At 69.7% G+C, this 19,076-nt stretch carries 17 protein-coding genes; 9 read left to right on the top strand and 8 right to left on the bottom strand.

The annotated features are described in order from the left end of the window. Both aceB and E3O48_RS07030 read left to right on the top strand, forming a co-directional pair. On the top strand, nt 1–1,746 hold the full coding sequence (aceB, locus tag E3O48_RS07035) for a malate synthase A (RefSeq protein ID WP_134537855.1): 1,746 nt from the start codon (nt 1–3) through the stop codon (nt 1,744–1,746). Nucleotides 1,747–1,833: 87 nt separating this feature from the next. Further along, the gene (locus E3O48_RS07030) at nt 1,834–2,361 is read left to right on the top strand and encodes a GNAT family N-acetyltransferase (protein ID WP_134537854.1); all 528 of its coding nucleotides are present in this window, start codon (nt 1,834–1,836) and stop codon (nt 2,359–2,361) included. On the opposite strand, the gene E3O48_RS07025 is transcribed toward E3O48_RS07030, so the two are convergent. From E3O48_RS07025 to E3O48_RS07005, 5 genes are all read right to left on the bottom strand, one after another. Next, entirely contained in the window at nt 2,358–3,842 is a 1,485-nt protein-coding gene (locus E3O48_RS07025) for a deoxyribodipyrimidine photo-lyase (RefSeq protein WP_134537853.1), read from the bottom strand. The genes E3O48_RS07030 and E3O48_RS07025 overlap by 4 nt on opposite strands. Continuing rightward, nucleotides 3,839–4,912 (bottom strand): NADP-dependent oxidoreductase, encoded by a 1,074-nt coding sequence (locus tag E3O48_RS07020; protein ID WP_241982438.1) that lies wholly within the window; start codon nt 4,910–4,912, stop codon nt 3,839–3,841. Before E3O48_RS07020 ends, E3O48_RS07025 begins: the two co-directional genes overlap by 4 nt. A 373-nt stretch (nt 4,913–5,285) precedes the next feature. Continuing rightward, entirely contained in the window at nt 5,286–5,915 is a 630-nt protein-coding gene (locus tag E3O48_RS07015; protein ID WP_134537934.1) for a YqaJ viral recombinase family protein, read from the bottom strand. A 112-nt stretch (nt 5,916–6,027) separates the two neighbouring features. After that, nucleotides 6,028–6,699 carry an ABC transporter ATP-binding protein gene (locus E3O48_RS07010; RefSeq protein WP_134537852.1) on the bottom strand — a complete coding sequence of 224 codons (672 nt, stop codon included), beginning with the start codon at nt 6,697–6,699 and terminating at the stop codon, nt 6,028–6,030. A gap of 66 nt (nt 6,700–6,765) precedes the next feature. Then, the gene (locus E3O48_RS07005; protein WP_134537851.1) at nt 6,766–8,214 is read right to left on the bottom strand and encodes an ABC transporter permease; all 1,449 of its coding nucleotides are present in this window, start codon (nt 8,212–8,214) and stop codon (nt 6,766–6,768) included. 172 nt (nt 8,215–8,386) lie between these two features. Here E3O48_RS07005 and E3O48_RS07000 point away from each other — a divergent pair, with 172 nt between their 5' ends. Further along, a complete protein-coding gene (locus E3O48_RS07000) occupies nt 8,387–9,133 on the top strand; it encodes a response regulator transcription factor (protein ID WP_134537850.1) in 747 nt (248 codons plus the stop codon). Further along, on the top strand, nt 9,133–10,611 hold the full coding sequence (locus E3O48_RS06995) for a cell wall metabolism sensor histidine kinase WalK (RefSeq protein ID WP_134537849.1): 1,479 nt from the start codon (nt 9,133–9,135) through the stop codon (nt 10,609–10,611). The genes E3O48_RS07000 and E3O48_RS06995 overlap by 1 nt, the downstream gene beginning before the upstream one ends. A gap of 33 nt (nt 10,612–10,644) precedes the next feature. Here E3O48_RS06995 and E3O48_RS06990 read toward each other — a convergent pair whose 3' ends face one another. Both E3O48_RS06990 and E3O48_RS06985 read right to left on the bottom strand, forming a co-directional pair. Next, complete coding sequence (locus E3O48_RS06990; protein WP_134537848.1) at nt 10,645–11,091, bottom strand: MarR family winged helix-turn-helix transcriptional regulator; 447 nt, start codon at nt 11,089–11,091, stop codon at nt 10,645–10,647. A 2-nt stretch (nt 11,092–11,093) separates the two neighbouring features. Further along, complete coding sequence (locus E3O48_RS06985; RefSeq protein WP_134537933.1) at nt 11,094–12,794, bottom strand: MFS transporter; 1,701 nt, start codon at nt 12,792–12,794, stop codon at nt 11,094–11,096. Nucleotides 12,795–13,199: 405 nt separating this feature from the next. Between E3O48_RS06985 and rplJ the strand changes: the two genes are divergently transcribed. From rplJ to E3O48_RS06965, 4 genes are all read left to right on the top strand, one after another. Then, the gene (gene rplJ, locus E3O48_RS06980; protein ID WP_134510996.1) at nt 13,200–13,715 is read left to right on the top strand and encodes a 50S ribosomal protein L10; all 516 of its coding nucleotides are present in this window, start codon (nt 13,200–13,202) and stop codon (nt 13,713–13,715) included. Nucleotides 13,716–13,767: 52 nt separating this feature from the next. Beyond that, nucleotides 13,768–14,151: a 50S ribosomal protein L7/L12 gene (gene rplL, locus E3O48_RS06975; protein WP_134510997.1), complete on the top strand. Its 384-nt coding sequence runs from the start codon at nt 13,768–13,770 to the stop codon at nt 14,149–14,151. A 314-nt stretch (nt 14,152–14,465) separates the two neighbouring features. Further along, nucleotides 14,466–15,011, top strand: a complete 546-nt coding sequence (locus E3O48_RS06970; protein ID WP_134537847.1) for a MarR family winged helix-turn-helix transcriptional regulator — start codon at nt 14,466–14,468, stop codon at nt 15,009–15,011. Then, complete coding sequence (locus tag E3O48_RS06965) at nt 15,008–16,315, top strand: MFS transporter (RefSeq protein WP_134537846.1); 1,308 nt, start codon at nt 15,008–15,010, stop codon at nt 16,313–16,315. The genes E3O48_RS06970 and E3O48_RS06965 overlap by 4 nt, the downstream gene beginning before the upstream one ends. 3 nt (nt 16,316–16,318) lie before the next feature. On the opposite strand, the gene E3O48_RS06960 is transcribed toward E3O48_RS06965, so the two are convergent. Further along, nucleotides 16,319–17,347, bottom strand: a complete 1,029-nt coding sequence (locus tag E3O48_RS06960; protein ID WP_134537845.1) for a LacI family DNA-binding transcriptional regulator — start codon at nt 17,345–17,347, stop codon at nt 16,319–16,321. A 298-nt stretch (nt 17,348–17,645) separates the two neighbouring features. Between E3O48_RS06960 and E3O48_RS06955 the strand changes: the two genes are divergently transcribed. Then, complete coding sequence (locus E3O48_RS06955; protein WP_134537844.1) at nt 17,646–18,962, top strand: ABC transporter substrate-binding protein; 1,317 nt, start codon at nt 17,646–17,648, stop codon at nt 18,960–18,962. Nucleotides 18,963–19,076 lie beyond the last annotated feature (114 nt).

The following is a 19,076-nucleotide window of genomic DNA, read 5'->3' as shown; positions in this document are numbered from 1 at the left end:
ATGAACACCCCGCCCCTCGCGACCACCAACCGGGTCTCGACAAGCTCGACCACCGGGATCGGCTCGACCACCGGGATCGGCTCGACCACCGGCACCGCTTCGACCACCGGGACCACGACCAATACCGGCAGCTTCGCCACGATCGAGCCGCACCTCGAGATCACCGGCGACCTCGGGCCCCGATACGCAGAGATCCTCACCCCCGAAGCCCTGGTCTTCCTCGCTGAACTGCACGACCGGTTCGCCGGAACCCGGCACGACCTTCTCGCCGCCCGGCTCCGCAAGCGCGTCGACGCCGCCAACGGCCGCGACCCTGGTTTCCTGACCGAGACCGCGCACGTGCGCCGAGACCCGAGCTGGCGCGTCGCCGGCGCCGGGCCCGGCCTGGAGGACCGCCGGGTGGAGATCACCGGCCCGACCGACCGGAAGATGGCGATCAACGCCCTCAATTCCGGAGCGAAGGTGTGGCTGGCCGACCAGGAAGACGCCACCAGCCCCACCTGGGCGAACGTCATCGAGGGCCAGCTGAGCCTGTTCGACACCGTGCGCGGGCAGTTGAGCTTCACCAGCCCGGAGGGCAAGAAGTACACGGTGACCGGCGGACCGACGGGCCAGACCCCCACGATCGTGATGCGTCCGCGCGGCTGGCACCTGGTGGAGAAGAACCTGATCTTCGTCGACCGGGCCAACCGGCGGATGAGCGCGTCGGGAAGCCTCGTCGACTTCGGACTCTACTTCTTCCACAACGCGAAACGGCTGATCGAGGACGGCAGCGGTCCGTACTTCTACCTGCCGAAGCTGGAGAGCCACTACGAGGCCCGGCTGTGGGATGACATCTTCAGCCACTCCGAAGAACGCCTCGGAATCGACTACGGCACGATCCGCGCCACCGTGCTGATCGAAACCATCCAGGCCGCGTTCGAAATGGAAGAGATCCTCTACGAGCTGCGCGACCACTGCGCCGGGCTGAACGCCGGCCGTTGGGACTACATCTTCAGCATCATCAAGACGTTCCGCTCCCGCGGACGCCGATTCGTCTTCCCCGACCGCAAGCAGATCACGATGACCCTGCCGTTCATGAGGGCCTACACCGAACTGCTCGTCTCCACCTGCCACCGCCGAGGGGCCTATGCGATCGGCGGCATGAGCGCGTTCATCCCGAACCGTCGCGATCCCGAGGTGACGGCCCGCGCTCTGGAGCAGGTCGCCGCCGACAAGCGGCGTGAGGCGACCGACGGCTTCGACGGCACCTGGGTCGCGCACCCTGACCTCATTCCCACCGCGCAGGCAGAGTTCGACGCTGTGCTCGGCGACACGCCGAACCAGGTGCACCGCACCCGTGACGACGTGTCCGTGACCGCGTCCGACCTGCTCGACGTGGCATCCGCCGGCGGCGAGATCACCGAGTCCGGGGTGCGCGACAACATCAAGATCGGGCTGCGCTACATCGAGTCGTGGCTGCGCGGCGTCGGGGCTGCCGCGATCGACAACCTGATGGAGGATGCCGCGACTGCCGAGATCTCCCGCTCGCAGATCTGGCAGTGGGTCCACGACAACTCGGTCACCGCCGAGGGTCGCCGGATCGACAAGACCTGGGTCAACGAGCAGGTCGCCGAGGTCTTCGCCGGGTTCGAGCGCACGCCGGGCGATCGCTTCGACGACGCCCTCGAGGTGTTCCGGGCATCCGCCCTGGAGCCCGAGTTCCCGACGTTCCTCACCGTCGGCGCTTACGCCCGCTACCTGTAACCCCGTCCGATCTCCCCTCCTCGCGGCCTGTCGGGCGATGGAGGGGGGATTGCGACCGGCGGGCGCGGCTATCGGTAGGGTGAAGCGATGGTGACGATACGACGGGCAACCGGGGCGGATACCGCGGCGCTGGCCGAACTGGCCGCGGCCACCTTCCGGCTGGCCACGCCCGCGCACACCACGGAGCAGGCGGTGGCCGAGTTCCTCCGCGACGTGCTCGCCGAGTCCAACTTCGCCGGGTTTCTGGCCGACCCGGACCGGGTCGTCCTGGTCGCCGAGGAGGACGGCACCCTGCAGGGGTACACCATGCTCGTCTTCGGCGATCCGACGGATGCCGACGCCAGGGCCGCCATCAGCATCCGCCCCACCGCAGAGCTCAGCAAATGCTACCTGCGCGAGGAAATCCATGGCCGCGGAGTCGCTGCCCCGCTGATGGCGGCGACGCTGGCTGCGGCCAGGGAGCGCGGCGCCGTCGGCAGCTGGCTCGGCGTGAACCAGGAGAACGGGCGAGCCATCCGGTTCTACGAGAAGAACGGCTTCGTCAAGGTCGGCGTGAAGCGCTTCCTCGTCGGCGGGCGGTACGAGGATGACTTCGTGCTGGAACGGGCCCTCTAAGCCGATCCGGGTCCGCCGGAGCGGGTGCCGGTCGACCCTGGATCCAGGGCGCGGGCCGCGAGCGCCTGATCCTTGCCGCCCTTGATCTGCTCGTAGGCGGCCAGGGCCGCCCGTCTCGTCTCGCCGAGGTCGACGATCGGCGCTGGATAGGCATCCGTGCCCCACTCGGGCACGTACTCGCGGATGTACTCGCCCTGGGGGTCGAACTTTTTCGCCTGCAGCTCGGGGTTGAACACCCGGAAGTAGGGCGCGGCGTCGGCGCCGGAGCCGGCCACCCACTGCCAGCCGAACGGGTTGCTCGCCGCGTCGGCATCGACGAGGGTGTCCCAGAACCACGCCTCGCCCTCCCTCCAGTCGATCAGCAGGTTCTTGATCAGGAACGACGCCGTCACCATCCGCACCCGGTTGTGCATGCTGCCGGTGCGCCAGAGCTCGCGCATCCCGGCGTCGACCAGGGGGAAGCCGGTGCGGCCCTGCTGCCAGGCGGCGAGGGCCGTCCGGTCGAGCGGCGGCCAGGGGAATGCGTCGAACTCGGGCCGCAGGTTCACGGTGGCCAGGTCGGGGGCGTTGAACAGCACGTGGTGGGCGAATTCCCGCCAGCCCACCTCGGTGAGGAACCGGGTAGCGCTCTCCTGCGCTCGACCGGTCAGGCCGATCCGAGTCCACTCGGTCGCATGCCAGATCTGGAATGGACTGATCTCGCCCCAGCGCAGGTGCGGCGACAACCGGGAGGTGGCCGCCCGGGCCGGCTCGTCACGTTCGTCGGCGTACCGGGGGAGCGCGTCGCGAAGGAAACCGTCGAGCAGACGCTGCGCGGAGGCCTCGCCCGGCTGCCACGCCGCGCGCAGCCCCGGAGCCCAGTCGGGCCGCTCTGGCAGGAGCGCCCAGTCCGCGAGGTCGTCGGAGGGGAGCGTCCCCAGGTAGCCGGGGAGCGCCGCCGGCGCCGGGTAGGGAGGCCGGGGCGGCGGTGCGGCCTGACAGGCCCGCCAGAACGGGGTGAACACCGAATACGACCCGCCCTGGCCGGTCTGGATCGTCCACGGCTCGTGCAGCAGCGACCCGGCGAAGCTGTCGGCCGAGAGGCCGGACTGCCGCAACCCTGTTTTCAGGCGGGCGTCGACGGCCCGTTCGGCGGCGCCGTAGCGGCGGTTCCAGAACACTGCGCCCGCCCCGACGGATGCCGCCAGTCCGGTCAGAACCGCCTCGGCCGGCCCGCGCCGGAGCGTCAGCCGCGCGCCGAGGCTCTCCAGCGAATCGGCGAGGGAGACCAGGCTCCCGTGAAGCCACCACCTGGCCGCACCGCCGATCGGCCGGATCCCGGCCGATTCCTCGTCGAGCACGTAGACGGCCACGATCGGCCGGCCGCGCTCGACGGCCGCGTGCAGCGCCGGGTTGTCGGCGAGGCGGAGGTCGTCCCTGAACCAGACGATCGACGGTCCGGTTCCCGCGGCGGCGTCGTCCCCTGCACGAGCGCCGGTCACGCGCGGGGGTCCGCGTCAGCCGGGCCCCGGCCGTTCGCGGGGCCGGGTTCGCTCCCGGTCACCGCGCCGCCCGCGGTGGTCAGCGGCACGTCCGAGATTCGCAGCACGATCTTTCCCCTGGTGTGGCCCTGTTCGATCAGACGGTGGGCCGCTGCCCCGTCGGCGAGCTCGAACACCCGGTCGACGTGCACCCGCACGGTGCCGTCCTCGATCAGTCCGCTGATCCGGTCGAGGGTGCGCGCGTCGGCGGGGACCTTGTAGCCGGTGGCGCGGATGCCGGCGGCCGCGGCATCCGCGGCCATCGTCGGCCAGCTCCCGGTGGGCGCGTTCACCAGGATGCCGCCTTCGCGGAGCACGGTGAGCGACCGGGTGCCGGTGTTGTCGTGCACGTTGCCGATCAGGTCGATCACCGAGTCGAGTTCGGAGAGGACCTCGTCGAACCGGGTCTCGGTGTAGTCGATGACCTCGTCGGCGCCGAGCTGGCGGAGGAAGTCGAGGTTGCGGGGCGACCCGGTGGCGATCACATGGGCGCCGAACGCCTTGGCGAACTGCACCGCGAAGTGGCCGACGCCGCCGCTGCCGGCGTGGATGAGCATCCGCTGCCCCGGTGCTGCCTCGGCCAGTTCGACGACCATCCCCCAGGCGGTGAGCGCGGCGACCGGCACGGCGGCGGCCTCGATGTGGCTGAGCCGCTTGGGTTTGCGGGTGACGCTCAGGCTGGACACGGGGAGGTACTCGGCGTAGCTGCCCGAGGTGCGAGGGACCCTCGCCATGCCGTACACTTCGTCGCCGGGCTGGAGCGGGAACGCCTCGTACGGCGCGCTGACGACGACGCCGCTGAAGTCGTTGCCGAGCACCGCGGGGTAGGCGGAGATCGCCGCGGACACGCCCTTCCCGGCGCGGGTCTTGGCGTCGATCGGGTTGACCCCGGCCGCCACGACACGCACGATGAGTTCATCGAGCACGGCGATCGGAGCCGGCACGTCGGCGAGGTGCAACTCGTCGGCAGCGCCGGGCCGGTCGATCACGAGGGCGCGCATGGACAAGGGCAGTTTCGTGGCGTTTCCCATTTCCCCATTCTCCACCGGCAGCCCGCGCCGCCGCGACGGCCGGAGGTTGCCAGGCGGCGGGAGGTGCCGCGGCAGTAGTCGGCCGGATCCCGGCCGCGGTCAGGGTGGGGCCCCGAATTGGGGGGTGCGGGAATCGCCGCTGTCCCTCGGCTTGGGGGTGCCGGGGTCTGGACGTCGGATGGCGTCCCGCAATAGTCTGTCCTCACAAAGGGGGACCGCGGTTCTCCCTTGAGGGGGGAAGCATCACTGGCGGCGCCACCGGGCAACCGGTGGATCCGGTCCCACGATCAATTTCTTCCTGCAGTGGGCGGAGGATCGCGCCGAACCCGAACCGGCGCGATCCTCCGCCACTCGCCCGGGCTGCGGTTGTCCGTTACCGGGCGCTCATCGTGTTGAGCCGGGCGATGAGGTCGTTGGCGTAGCCGACGAGGATCGCGATCTGGTCGTCGTCTCGCTCGATCCAGCGGCACTCCGGCTCGGGGTTCACCGGCACGAAGTCCCTGTGCTGCTCCCAGACGAGCAGGGTTCGCTCGGCGCCGAGCACGTACTGCTGCCACCAGACCTGACGCAGGTACGAGCGGGGGATGCTGCGCCACGGTTTGCTGGTCGTCTTGATCTCGGCGAGTTCCAGCCCTGCCGCCCCGGCGCCCACGCCGTCGGGCGTGGCCAGGTGGCGGCGATGCTCCGCCGCGTGGAAAAGGGTGGTGCTGGGTTCGATCCCGTAGTTGCCGAGCACCCAGGCCGCGATCTCCGGTTCCCGGGCCCGGCCGTGGTCCGTGAACGTGTTGCCGCTGAAACTGCTGCCGTTGAACTTGTCGAAGGCCGCGTTCTGCACCGATTTCGGGGTGGCGAGCTTGGCGACATCCGTGGCCGTGATCCCCTGGGCCCGCGCCCGCAGCCAGGCCACCCGGTCGGTCGAATCGGCGACGATGCGGAGCAGGTGCGGTGCCGTGGCCGCCACGACCGGAACCGGTGACTCGTCCTCCTCGAATAGGGAGAGCATGGTGTCGGTCACCTCCCCATTGTCTCCCGTCCGGGCTCCCGCCGGCGCCAGGCGCGGTGGGGCAGTCTGCTCGGGAGAGACAACGGAGGGGGAGAGTCGCGGAGGCGGAGAGTCAGGCGACTTCCTTGAGCACTCCCTGCGTGATCTGCAGGCGGCGCTGGGCCCTCCTGGCGACGGCCGAATCGTGGGTGACCACGATCAGGGTCAGACCGCGGTCCCGCCAGAGCCCCTCGAGCAGGTCCATGATCTCGTCGCGGGTTCCCTCGTCGAGGTTGCCGGTGGGTTCGTCGGCGAGGAGCACGGTCGGCTCTTTGACCAGGGCCCGGGCGATCGCGACCCGCTGCTGCTGCCCGCCGGACAGCTCGGCGGGCAGGTGCCCGCCCCGGTCGCCGAGGCCGACGGAGTCGAGCGCCGCGGCCGCACGTGCCCGGCGGTCGGCGTGGCCGAGCCCGAGCGGGGCGAGCGCCGTCTCCACGTTCTCCTGCGCGGTGAGGGTCGGGATCAGGTTGAAGCCCTGGAAGACGAAGCCGATCCTGGTGGCCCTGATCACGCCGAGCTTGCCGTCGCCGAGCCGGGACAGGTCCGCCTCGCCGAGGTGCACGGTGCCGTCGGTGGGCCGGTCCAGCGCCCCGAGCATCTGCAGCAGGGTGGACTTGCCGCCGCCGGTCGGCCCCTGGATGGCGACCATCTGGCCGTCCGGGATCGTCAGGGTCACGTTGCTCAGCGCGGTGACGGAGCGTTTGCCCTGGTCGTACTTCTTGGTCACGTTCGTCAGTTCATACATCTGTTGGTTCCTTCAGGGCCGAGGGTCGAGGGTCGAGACGCGGGGTCGGCCGATACGGCGGGCCGGTCACGCCATGCTGCGCAGGGCTTCGGCCGGGCGCAGCCGGGAGGCGCGCCAGCCGCCGATCGCGCCGGCGAGCAGCCCGCCGAGCACCGACAGGCCGACCGCGATCAGGATCACCGACACCGTCACCGGTGCCGTCAGCACGATGTCGGAGGTCGCAGCCGCCTGCGCGGCGCCGCCGAACCCGCGTCCGCCGTCGGGCCCGCCCGCGCCGGCCGCGGCCACGCTGGTCGTGCCCGCGGTCAGGGTCGGGGCCACGAGGTTGACCACGAGGATGCCGAGCAGGCCGATGGCGATGCCCGCGGCGCCGCCGATCAGGCCCTGCACGAGCGATTCGCCCGCGACCTGGCGCACGATCGTGCCGTTGGACCAGCCGATCGCCTTCAGGGTGCCGAACTCCCGGGTGCGCCGGGTGACCCCGGAAACCGTGAACAGGACCGCGATCAGGAATGCCGCGGCGAGCACGATCAGCGACAGCCACAGGCCGAGGTTCTTGACCAGGTCGGAGGCGCTCGAGAGGGACCCGGAGACGCTCGAGGCGAGGTCGGCCTGGGTCTTCACGGTCGCGGCGGGGAGCGCCTTCTCGATTTCGGACTGCACCTGAATGATGTCGGTGGAGGACGCCGCCTGCACGTAGATGTTGGAGACCTGCCCGGTCAGGCCGGACAGGGTCTGCGCGACATCGAGCGGGATGTAGGCGTTGGCGGCCGTGGCGGCGTCTGCGGATGCCGCGGTGACGAGCCCGACGATGGTGAAGTCGGTCCCGGCGATGGCGACGGTGCCGCCGGTGGCGAGCGACGCTGAGGTGGCGTAGCTCGAGTCGAGCACGGCGACGTGGGCGCCGGCATCCGCCTTGGTGAGGGAGCGGCCGTCGGTGAGGGTGACCGCAGAGAGCGGGCCGACGGCCTCATCGGCCGGGTCGAACCCGAGCACGGAGAAGGAGTCCACGTTGAACGAGCTGCCGCCGGCACCGTCCGGGCCGCCCTCCGGCGGGGTGGCGCCCTCGGCGGGCGCGGTGCCCTGGGTGCGCGTGGGCAGCGCCCCGTTGAAGGTCGTGTTCTCCAGCGCGAGGGTGGCGGATGCCCCGCTCACGTTGTCGACGGCGCCGACCGTGGCCAGCGCCGTCGCATCGAACGTCGACGTGCCGCGAGTGGCGGTCAGCCGGGACCGGCTGACCGTGGTGGTGCCTTCGGCCCTGGTGCCGTCGGCGGCGCCGAAATCGAACTTCTGCCCTCCGCCGCTGGTGTCCCCGGCCGCCGGCGTCTGGCTCACGGTGATGTCGGTGCCGACGCCGTAGACGGATTCGAGCACGGTGGCCTGGGCGAGCTGCACCCCACTGGACACGGCATTGACGATGATGACCAGGGCGATGGCCAGGGCCATGCCGATCGCGACGATCGCGGTCTGCTTTCGGCGGCCGGCGAGCTCCCGCCGCAGGTAGGTGATAAACATGGCTCTCCAGTTCCGGCGATGGGATCACCGCCGGAACTGAAGCTACGAACGCCGGCTATGGCGGCGCTATCGGCAGGCTATGAATCGGCCATGGAACCGGGAATAGGCGTCTTCACAGGAACGGCACGGGTCTCGCATAGCCGTTTCATAGCCGACTGGGGATACTGGGAGCATGAGCACTCGTGAGACCGACCATGCGGCGCGCGGCCCGCGGCTGCACAAGGCGGACGGCAGTGCGATCCGGGTGCTGGTGGTCGACGACGAGCCCACCCTCACCGATCTGCTGTCGATGGCCCTCCGGTACGAGGGCTGGGAGGTGCGCACGGCCGGCGAAGGACGTCAGGCGCTCACCATCGCCCGTGAATTCCGGCCGGATGCGATCGTGCTCGACATCATGCTGCCGGACATCGACGGACTGCAGGTGCTGCAGCGGGTCCGGGCCGACGGGTACGAGACCCCGGTGCTCTTCCTCACGGCCAAGGACTCCCTCGACGACCGGATCGCCGGCCTGACCGCGGGCGGCGACGACTACGTCACCAAACCGTTCAGCCTCGAAGAGGTCGTCGCCCGGCTGCGCGGCCTCATCCGCCGGTCCACCCTCGCGGTGTCCGACTCCACCGACCCGCGGATCTCGGTCGGCGACCTCACCCTCGACGAGGACAGCTACGAGGTGTCCCGGGCGGGCGTGCCGATCGAGCTGACCGCCACCGAGTTCGAGCTGCTGCGCTTCCTGATGCGCAACCCCCGCCGGGTGCTGAGCAAGGCGCAGATCCTCGACCGGGTCTGGAGCTACGACTTCGGCGGCAAATCGTCGGTGGTGGAGATCTACATCTCCTACCTGCGCAAGAAGGTCGACGCCGGGCGCGAACCGATGATCCACACCGTGCGCGGCGCCGGCTACATGCTGAAGACCGCCTGATGACGCCCCGGCGGCTGCGCCGTCCCCGCGCGCCCTGGACCCTCCGGCGGCGGCTCGTGCTCGCCGTCGTCGGCCTGCTCGCGCTGGTCAGCGTCTCGATCGGCGTGGTCAGCGTCGCGATCCTCCGGGCTTCCCTGCTCGACGGCCTCGACCAGCAGCTCAGCGCCGCGGCCGACCGCTCCCGGGGCGTGCTCGAGGGGCACCGCGACCTCGACGACGGCGCCCCCGCGCTCTTCATCCCGACGGCGGAGACGATCCTGAACGGCCCGGCCCAGCCGCCGGGCACCCTCGCGCTGGTCTTCGACGGGGCGAGCGTCTCCTCCGGCTACACGACGGTCAGCGGCGAGATCGCCGCGCTCAGCACGCACCAGAAAGAACTTCTCGCCCGGCAGCTGCAACCGTCCCGGGCCGTGAGCATCGACCTCGGCGGCAGCGTCGGCGACTACCGGATCATGGCGAACGTCAACCGCAACGGTGTGCTCTACCTGGTCGGCCTCCCGCTCGCCGAGGTGAACGGCACCGCGGCGCAACTCGCGATCATCATCGGTGTTGTCTCCCTGGTCGGCATCATCGTGGTGGCCGTCCTGGCACTGTGGATCGTGCGGCTCGCGCTCCGCCCGCTGCAGCGGGTCACCGAGACCGCGGCCCGGGTCGCCGAACTGCCGCTCGACCACGGGGAGGTCTCCCTGGTCGACCGGGTTCCGGCCGCCGACACCGACCCGCGCACCGAGGTCGGCCGGGTGGGGTCCGCGCTGAACCGGATGCTCGACCACGTCGACGTCGCCCTGGAGACCCGGCAGGCCAGCGAGCGCAAGGTGCGCCAGTTCGTCGCGGATGCCAGCCACGAGTTGCGCACGCCGCTCGCCTCGATCCGCGGCTACTCCGAGCTCACCCGCCGTACCGGCCAGGATCTCCCGGCCGACGCGCTGCACTCGCTCGGGCGGATCGAATCGGAGTCGATCCGGATGACCGGGCTGGTCGAGGACCTGCTCCTGCTCGCCAGGCTCGACGAAGGCCGGGAGCTCGAACACGGGACGGTCGACCTCACCAGCCTGCTCGTCGACGTCGTCAGCGACGCCCATGCGGCCGGCCGGGACCGGGTCCTGGACCTCGACCTTCCCGACGAACCGGTCCAGGTCGTCGGCGACGCCGCCAGGCTGCACCAGGTCTTCGCCAACCTGCTCGCGAACGCCCGCATCCACACGCCGCCGGAGACCAGGGTAGAGGTCGCGCTGACCACCCTGGGCGACCGGGCCGTGGTGAGCGTGACGGATGACGGCCCGGGCATCCCCGAGAACCTCATGTCGACCCTGTTCGAGCGTTTCGCCCGCGGCGACAGCTCCCGCTTCCGCGGCACGGGCAGCACCGGCCTCGGTCTCGCGATCGTGGATGCCGTGGTGACCGCCCACCACGGCGAGGTGACCGTGGACAGTCGCCCCGGCCGCACCTGCTTCCGGGTGTCCCTGCCGCTCGGCTGACCTGTCGCTCGGCTGACCCGGGGCCGCGCGCGGCTACGGGGTGTTGAGCTTGGCCAGCAGCCGGGCCAGTTCGCGCAGCTCGCCGGCCGGCCAGCTGCCCAGACGGCGGTGCACGATCGCCGTGTCGCCGGCCCGCACCTCGGCGAGCTTCCGCACCGCCTCCGGCGTGACCGCGAGGAACCGCGCCCGGCCGTCGGCCGGATCGACCTGGGTCTCCAGCAGCCCCAGATCGCAGAGCAGCCTGGCCTGGCGGCTGATCACGCTCTTGTCCACGTAGAGCGCCGCGGCGACGGCACTGGCGTGGGTGGGCCCGCACCGGGCGAGGAGGCGCAGCATCTTCAGTCCGAACGGCTGCAGCGCCGGGTCGATGCTGAGGGCGGCGTCGCGCATGCTCGCCCGGATGTGCCCGGCGAGCACGCTCAACTGCTCCTCGACCTCGGCGATCGCGGCGCCGGTGTCGCCCTGGCTGGTCTGCGTCATGCTCACAGACTACGCAGCCCGGACGGCGCCGGCTCGCCGTCGCAGCCGACCAGGGCCGCCTCCGTCGGATCGTTCAGGCCGACCGGAGGGAGGGCCGAGGCCGCCGCCCCCGCGTCGATCAGGATGTCCTCGACCAGCGCGATCTCACGCACGGCCGCACCGTCGGCCGCACCGCCTGCCGCGTCTGCGTGCGCCCGGGCGATGCCGGTGCGGGTGCCGAGCGACGCGTTGGGCAGCAGGGCGACCGCGATGAGGGTGATCACGGCCAGCGGCGCGCCGAGCAGGAAGACCGTGCCGACGCCCGAACCGTAGGCGGACTCGACCAGTACCCGGATCGCGTCGGGCAATGCCGCGATCTGCGGGATGGTGCCGGAGCCGAGGGCGGCCGCAGCGGCCGCCTGGTTGGCCGGGCTCAACTGGCCGATCCCGGCGGTGATCTGCTGGGAGACGACCGTGCCGAGCACGGAGCCGAGAACGGAGACCCCGATCGTGCCGCCCAGGCTGCGGAAGAAGGTGACCGCGCTGGTGGCCACCCCGAGGGTTGCGACCTCGACCCCGTTCTGCACGACCAGCACGAGGTTCTGCATCAGCATGCCGAGCCCGGAGCCGAGCACGAACATGAAGACCCCGACGAAGAGCAGGCTCGTCGTGCTGGTCAGGGAACCGAGCAGCAGCAGACCGACGATCACGAGCACGCTGCCGGAGACCATGATCGACTTCCACTTGCCGGTGCGGCTGATCAGGGTGCCGAACGTGGTCGAGGAGACCAGGAAGCCGCCCATCATCGGGATGGTGAGCAGGCCGGACTGGGTCGGCGTCGCGCCCCGGGCGAGCTGCATGTACTGGCTGAGAAAGACCGAGGTGCCGAACATGGCGACCCCCACGGAGACGCTGGCGATGGTGGCCAGGGTGAACGTGCGGTCGCGGAACAGGCCGAGGGGGATGATCGGCTCCGTCACCCGGGACTCGACCACGATGGCCAGCGACAGGAGCAGCGCGGCGCCGCCGACCATGAGGAACGACGACACGGATGCCCACTCGAACTGGCTCCCGGCCAGGGTCACCCAGATCAGCAGCAGCGATACGCCCCCGGTGATCAGCACGGCGCCGAGGTAGTCGATCCGCACCGCGCGACGGATCCGCTCGGGCAGGTGCAGGGTGCGCTGCAGCAGCACGATGGCGGCGATCGCCACGGGAAGGGCGATGAAGAAGTTCCAGCGCCAGCCGAACGCATCCGTCACCACGCCGCCGAGCAGCGGGCCGCCGACGGTGCCGACGGCCATCACGGCGCCGAACAGGCCGGCGTACCTGCCGCGGTCGCGCGGGCTGATGATGTCGGCCATGATGATCTGGCTGAGCGCGGCGAGGCCGCCGGCGCCGAGGCCCTGCAACACCCGGAAGCCGATCAGGGTGCCGGTGTCCTGGGACAGCCCGGCCAGCGCCGAGCCGAGCACGAACACGGCCAGGGCCAGCTGGATGAGCAGCTTGCGGTTGAACAGGTCGGCGAACTTGCCCCAGATCGGGGTGCTCACGGTGGTGGCGAGCAGGGTGGCCGTGATCACCCACGTGTAGGCGGACTGGTTGCCGTGCAGGTCGGAGATGATGATCGGGAGCGAGGTGCTGACCACCGTTCCGGCCAGGATCGAGACGAACATGCCCAGCAGCAGGCCGGACAGGGCCTCGAGCACCTGGCGTTTGGACATGGAACCGTCGGCGGAAACGGTGCGTGCGGCCGGCGCGGCGGGCCTGGCGGACGAGGTGGTGGTGCGCGAAGCGCGTGGCATGAGACTCCCGGATATAATTGACAGACGTCAACTATATGGCGTTAGTGAACTCAGGTCAACTAAATGTCGGGGACGAACGCCGGGCCGTCGATTTGCGGGCCGGGCCCGGGTCACCTAGAGTGATCTACAGCCAAAGACCGCCGGTTGTCATCGCCCCTGCACAGGAAGCGTTGATCGAAGGTTCATTCACGTGAACGGCCCGCGCAGGAATCGAAGTCAGAATGCACTCCCTCGTGGATTGCCTCCCAGCTCCGGCGCTTGCGCTGGGGCTTTTTTCATGTCTGCGCCCCGGGCTACCGGCACATGAAAACCAAGAGGAGCGCCATGGCGAACAAGGAAGCAACGGTCGCCGAGCTGACGGAGAAATTCCAGAGCTCGACCGCCGTTCTGCTCACCGAGTACCGCGGTCTCACTGTTGCGCAGCTCAAGACGCTGCGCGTATCCATCAGTGCGGACGCCACGTACGCCGTGGTAAAGAACACGCTGACCAAGATTGCGGCCAACAACGCCGGCATCACGTCGTTTGACGACGAGCTTGTCGGTCCGTCCGCAATCGCCTTCGTGCACGGAGACCCCGTCGCCGTAGCGAAGACCCTGCGTGCCTTTACCAAGGCAAACCCTCTCCTGGTGGTGAAGGGTGGTTACTTCGACGGTAACCCGCTCACCGCTGCAGAGGTAGGCAAGCTCGCCGACCTCGAGTCCCGTGAGGTGCTGCTGGCCAAGCTGGCCGGTGCCTTCAAGGCCTCGCTGTTCGGAGCCGCATATCTGTTCAACGCACCGCTGTCGAAGGCTGTTCGCACCATCGACGCGCTGCGTGAGAAGCAGGAGTCCGCGAACTAGGCATTTGCCTGGCATCGCGGTGAGTAACTAAGAAACTATAGGGAGAAAAATCATGGCAAAGCTTTCCACCGAAGAATTGCTCGAACAGTTCAAGGGCCTGACCCTGATCGAACTCAGCGAGTTCGTCAAGGCGTTCGAGGAGACCTTCGAGGTCACCGCTGCTGCTCCGGTCGCCGTTGCCGGTGCCGCCGGACCTGCCGCTGCTGCTGAAGAGGTCGAAGAGCAGAGCGCGTTCGACGTCGTTCTCGAAGCCGTCGGCGACAAGAAGATCCAGGTCATCAAGGTTGTGCGCGAGCTCACCAGCCTGGGCCTCGGCGAGGCCAAGGCCGTCGTCGATGGCGCGCCGAAGGCCGTCCTCGAAGGCGTCTCCAAGGAGGCCGCTGAAAAGGGCAAGGCTGCTCTCGAAGCTGCCGGCGCCACCGCAGTCCTCAAGTAACCAACCGGGCCCCCAGGGGTCCAGTGAGGTCGGACGGCGTCAGTCGTCCAGCACGCCGACGGGCGTCGCATCCACTGGGTGCGACGCCCGTCGGCCGTTAATCGGCCCCGGCCCCCGCCCGCCTCCCCTCTCGCCGTCCACCTGCGGGAGTGTGCGCCCAATTCAGGTGTCGGCATCCGCTTCCCGGGGTTTTCGGGCTGAGGCGGACCGGAATCGGGTTCCACGCCTGAATTCGGCACAGGGCGGCGACGCGGGTGACGGATGTCCATAGCCGAGCTATGGACGTACATAGTCAGGCTATGTATGGTGGGGGAATGTCTTCCGATCTTTCCGCCCTCCTGGGCGACCTCATCACCGTGAACAATCGCCTCACCCGGGTGGCGGCGCACGCCGCGCACGGGACGGAGTCGCCCGCGACCTGGCGCACCCTGAGCGTGCTGCGCCAGCTCGGCCCGATCCGGCTCGGCGAACTCGCCGCCCGCAGCCGCGTCTCGCAGCCGACCGCGACCAAGCTCGTCACCCATCTCGCCGCGCGGGGCTGGGCGGAGCGCCTCGCCGACCCGCTCGACGCACGCGTCGCGAGCACCGTGATCACCCCCGCCGGAGTGGCCGCGCTCGATTCCTGGCGCAGCGAGCTCGCCGAGGCGCTGTTGCCGATGTTCTCCGGGCTGACCGATGCCGAGATCGAGACCCTCGAAGAGGCGATCGGGATCCTGCGGGCACGTTTGGACGGCAGCGAGACGTCCGCCGTGCGCCCGGCCGTCCACACGGCATCCGGCGGTATCCTGCCCGGTTCGAGCACCCTGCCCGGGACGAGCACCCTGCCCGGTTCGAGCACCGCGGCCGGAGTGAGCGCATGAGCCGCGCGAACGCGGACGCGACGGTGCAGGCGACCGGCACGACGGCGAACGCCGGGGCACCGGAACCTGCCCGCAGCATCTTGCACCAGCCGACCGCGGTCTGGGCGGTCGCCTTCGCCTGCGTGATCGCGTTCATGGGGATCGGCCTGGTCGACCCCATCCTGCCGGCCATCGCCCGGGACCTCGCGGCGACGCCCACCGAGACCGAGATGCTGTTCACCAGCTACCTCGTGATCACGGGCATCGCCATGTTCTTCACGAGCTGGCTGTCCAGCCGGATCGGCGCCAAGCGCACCCTGCTGATCGGCCTCGCCCTGATCATCGCCTTCGCCCTCGCGGCCGGCCTGTCGCAGAACGTGGAGTCGATCATCGGCTTCCGGGCGGGCTGGGGCCTCGGCAACGCGCTCTTCATCTCCACCGCCCTGGCCACCATCGTGGGGGCGGCCTCCGGCGGCACCTCGTCGGCGATCATCCTCTACGAGGCGGCGCTCGGCCTCGGTATCGCGATCGGGCCGCTGATCGGCGGGCTGCTCGGCAGCGTGAGCTGGCGTGGCCCGTTCTTCGGAAGCGCGACGCTGATGGCGGTCGGATTCATCGCGATCGTCGTGATGCTGAAGAGCGAGCCGACCAGGCCTGCGCCGATCCGCGTCTCGGCGCCGTTCCGGGCGCTCGCCCGCCCCGGGCTCGGGGTGCTGGCCGCCGCCGCGTTCTTCTACAACATCGGCTTCTTCGTGCTGCTCGCCTACACCCCGTTCGCGCTCGTGCCGCTCGGCCTGGGCAGCGCCGTGACCCTCGGGCTCGTCTTCTTCGGCTGGGGGCTCTCTCTCGCGGTCACCTCGGTCTGGGTCGCTCCGCTGCTGACCCGCCGGATGCCGCGCACCCAGGTGCTCTGGATCGTCCTTCCGCTGCTCGCGCTCGACCTCCTGGCCGCGGCCGTGTCGATCGGGTCCGCCGTGGGCCTGGTCGCCTGCGTCGTCGTCGGCGGGCTGCTGCTCGGCGTGCTGAACACAGTCCTCACTGAATGCGTGATGGAGGCGACCGACCTGCCGCGATCCGTGGCGAGCTCGGCATACTCCGGGGTCCGCTTCCTCGGCGGCGCGATCGCCCCGCCCGCCGCGACGCTGCTGGCGGCGTCGGTCGGGCCGGCCAGCCCGTTCGTGGCCGCCGCGGCATCCGTGCTCGTCGCCGTGGCGATCCTCGTGGCCGGGCACCGGCACCTGGGCCGGGCCAATGGGCAGGTTGACCCGCTCGGGCAGGTCGACCCGCTCGAGGAGGCCGAGGCGATCGGGGCCGGCGACAGCTGAGACTCAGGCGCTCAGCGGGCTTCGGGGTCCGCTCGTGCTCGAACGGAAGACCAGGTTGGTCGGCAGCACGGTCAGGTGGTCGGACTCCTCCCGGATCGCGGGAGACGCGAGCTCGGCCAGGAGGGTGGCCACCGCCAGTCGGCCCTGCTGCCGGGGGTGCTGCTCCAGCGTGGTCAGGCGGAACATGTCGGCGTATGGATGCCCGTCGATGCCGATCACGGACAGGTCCGCCGGTATCTGAATGCCGAGCTCCCGAGCCGCGACGATGAGGCCGATCGCGATCTCGTCGCTCGCGGCGAAGATCGCCGTCGGCCGGGTGCGCGGGTCGGCGAAGACGGAGAGTCCCACCTGGTAGCCGCCCGGCATCGTGAACTCGCAGGGGTAGAAGGCGCCCTCGGTGCGGCAGCCGGCGTCGTGCATGGCCGCGTAGAACCCGGTCAGCCGCTGGCTGTGCACCTTGAAGTCCATCTCATCGGCCTGGTTGCCGCCGATGTGCAGGATGTCGCGGTGGCCGAGGCTGAGCAGGTGCTCGGTGGCGAGCCGGGCGGCGGCGACGTCGTCGATCGCGATGGTCGGCACACCGCGGATGGGCCCGCCGATGCCCACCAGCGGCCGGCCGAGGCGGTGCAGGTGGTCCACCTCGCCTTCGCTGAGGGCGACCCCGACCGAGATCACCCCGTCGAATCTCTTCCGCGCGAGGAAGTACTCGAACACGCTGTCCCGCTCGGGTGATGCGGCCGGCAGGTTGTAGAGGGTCATGTCGTAGCCCTCGGCGAGGAGAGCCTCCTCCATGCTCTCGAGCACCTCGGAGAAGAACCAGCGGCTGATGAACGGGATGATGACGCCGATGCTCTTGGTGCGGCCGGTGACCAGGCTGGCGGCGTTGGGGGAGGCGACGTAGCCGATCTCCCTGGCCGCGGCGACGACCTTGAGCCGGGTCTCCTCCGACACGTAGCCCCGGCCGCTGAGCGCCCGGGAAGCCGTGGCCTTCGCCACGCCGGCCAGGCGGGCGACATCCGCGATCGCGCTCATTCCGGCCTCCGTCCTTGGTGGTGCTGACGACAGACTAGCGGCAATTCTCCCCGATCTGGAACCGGTTCCATGAATATCTGTGCGGTGCGCCGCCCGCACGTGCCCCATCGCCGTTGGAGAGCGCTCTCATCCGATCTTTTTCAATTCGTGACCACATCGGTCTTGCGGATCAGGGGGTCGTGCCGTAACTTGTGGTGTGGAACCGGTTCCCTATTCGATCGTTTCCAGCACCTGCAGCACTTCGGTGTCCCTGGGAAAAGCCCACTCGAACACCGCAACATCTCAATGAGGAGGACTAATGCGGCTCTCGAACCGCCGTTTCACAGCATCCATCGCCTTCGCGGCGATCGCCGGCCTGACCCTGGCCGGTTGTTCCGGGGGACCCGGAAGCACCACGTCCGACGCCGGAGCCAAGGGCGATGGCGTCGTCACCGTTTACGGCACGATCGCCGACACCGAGGCCAAGCTGCTCGAACAGTCCTGGGCTGACTGGGAGAAGAAGAACAACATCGACATTCAGTACGAATCGTCGAAGGAGTTCGAGGCGCAGATCGCGATCCGCGCGCAGGGCGGCAACGCTCCTGACCTCGCGATCTTCCCGCAGCCCGGCCTGATGGCCGACCTCGCCAGCCGCGACTTCCTCAAGCCGGCTCCGAAGACCGTCGAAGACAACGTCGACAAGAACTGGTCCAAGGACTGGAAGGCGTACGGCACCGTCGGAGACACCTTCTACGGCGCCCCGCTGATGGCCAGCGTCAAGGGCTTCATCTGGTACTCGCCGAAGAAGTTCAAGGAGTGGGGCGTGGAAGTTCCCAAGACCTGGGACGAGCTCCTCGCCGTGACCAAGACCATCCAGGAGAAGTCCGGCACCGCACCATGGTGCGCCGGCTTCGGCTCCGGCGACGCCACCGGCTGGCCGGGAACGGACTGGGTCGAAGACCTCGTCCTCCGCGAGGCCGGACCAGAGACCTACGACAAGTGGGTCAAGAACGAGATCCCGTTCACCGATCCCGCGATCAAGACCGCGTTCGACTCCCTCGGCGAGATCCTGCTGAACCCGGCCTACGTCAACGCCACCTTCGGCGACGTGCGCTCGATTAACACGACCGCCTTCGGCGACGTCGCCACTCCGATCGCCAACGGCACCTGTGCCCTGACCCACCAGGCATCCTTCTTCGACGGCTTCATCACGGATGCCGGCGGCAAGGTCGGTCCTGACGGCGACGTGTGGGCCTTCATCACCCCGGCCGCCAAGGCCGGCGGACAGGCCGTCACCGGTGGTGGCGAGATCGTCGGCGCATTCTCCGACGACGCCGACACCCAGAAGGTCCAGGCCTACCTCTCCAGCGCCGACTGGGCCAACAGCCGCGTCAGTCTCGGAGGAGTGATCAGCGCCAACAAGGGTCTCGACGCGGCCAACGCGAAGAGCCCGATCCTTCAGGAAGCCATCAAGATCCTGCAGGACCCGAAGACCACCTTCCGCTTCGACGCCTCCGACCTCATGCCGGGTTCGGTGGGAGCCGGGACGTTCTGGAAGGGAATGGTCAACTGGATCAACGGCACTCCGACCGACGAGGTGCTGACCAGCATCGAAGGCGGCTGGCCGTCCAAGTAGCACGACCGGGCCTCAGGCCTCCAGCAACACAGCACGTGTAGTAGCAGCACCCAGCAATGGTGGGCCGCTCGTCCTCAAAACCGGGCGGCCCACGCCGCTGTGGGTGTAGCGTGG

Origin of the sequence: Cryobacterium sp. HLT2-28 (assembly GCF_004402495.1) — a bacterium.
In the GTDB taxonomy this organism is placed as follows: Bacteria; Actinomycetota; Actinomycetes; order Actinomycetales; family Microbacteriaceae; genus Cryobacterium; species Cryobacterium mannosilyticum.
Note: the sequence above shows the minus strand (reverse complement) of the source record. Positions and strands in the feature narration are given on the sequence as shown.

Bases quoted from the DNA above. Each gene is read 5' to 3' on its own strand.
- E3O48_RS07010 (WP_134537852.1), bottom strand. From the start codon at position 6,699: ATGTATGAACTGACGAACGTGACCAAGAAGTACGACCAGGGCAAACGC.
- rplJ (WP_134510996.1), top strand. From the start codon at position 13,200: ATGGCGAACAAGGAAGCAACGGTCGCCGAGCTGACGGAGAAATTCCAG.
- E3O48_RS07005 (WP_134537851.1), bottom strand. From the start codon at position 8,214: ATGTTTATCACCTACCTGCGGCGGGAGCTCGCCGGCCGCCGAAAGCAG.
- E3O48_RS07020 (WP_241982438.1), bottom strand. From the start codon at position 4,912: ATGGGAAACGCCACGAAACTGCCCTTGTCCATGCGCGCCCTCGTGATC.
- E3O48_RS06970 (WP_134537847.1), top strand. From the start codon at position 14,466: ATGTCTTCCGATCTTTCCGCCCTCCTGGGCGACCTCATCACCGTGAAC.
- E3O48_RS06995 (WP_134537849.1), top strand. From the start codon at position 9,133: ATGACGCCCCGGCGGCTGCGCCGTCCCCGCGCGCCCTGGACCCTCCGG.
- E3O48_RS07015 (WP_134537934.1), bottom strand. From the start codon at position 5,915: ATGCTCTCCCTATTCGAGGAGGACGAGTCACCGGTTCCGGTCGTGGCG.
- E3O48_RS06990 (WP_134537848.1), bottom strand. From the start codon at position 11,091: ATGACGCAGACCAGCCAGGGCGACACCGGCGCCGCGATCGCCGAGGTC.
- E3O48_RS07030 (WP_134537854.1), top strand. From the start codon at position 1,834: ATGGTGACGATACGACGGGCAACCGGGGCGGATACCGCGGCGCTGGCC.
- E3O48_RS06955 (WP_134537844.1), top strand. From the start codon at position 17,646: ATGCGGCTCTCGAACCGCCGTTTCACAGCATCCATCGCCTTCGCGGCG.
- E3O48_RS06965 (WP_134537846.1), top strand. From the start codon at position 15,008: ATGAGCCGCGCGAACGCGGACGCGACGGTGCAGGCGACCGGCACGACG.
- aceB (WP_134537855.1), top strand. From the start codon at position 1: ATGAACACCCCGCCCCTCGCGACCACCAACCGGGTCTCGACAAGCTCG.
- rplL (WP_134510997.1), top strand. From the start codon at position 13,768: ATGGCAAAGCTTTCCACCGAAGAATTGCTCGAACAGTTCAAGGGCCTG.
- E3O48_RS07000 (WP_134537850.1), top strand. From the start codon at position 8,387: ATGAGCACTCGTGAGACCGACCATGCGGCGCGCGGCCCGCGGCTGCAC.
- E3O48_RS06985 (WP_134537933.1), bottom strand. From the start codon at position 12,794: ATGTCCAAACGCCAGGTGCTCGAGGCCCTGTCCGGCCTGCTGCTGGGC.
- E3O48_RS06960 (WP_134537845.1), bottom strand. From the start codon at position 17,347: ATGAGCGCGATCGCGGATGTCGCCCGCCTGGCCGGCGTGGCGAAGGCC.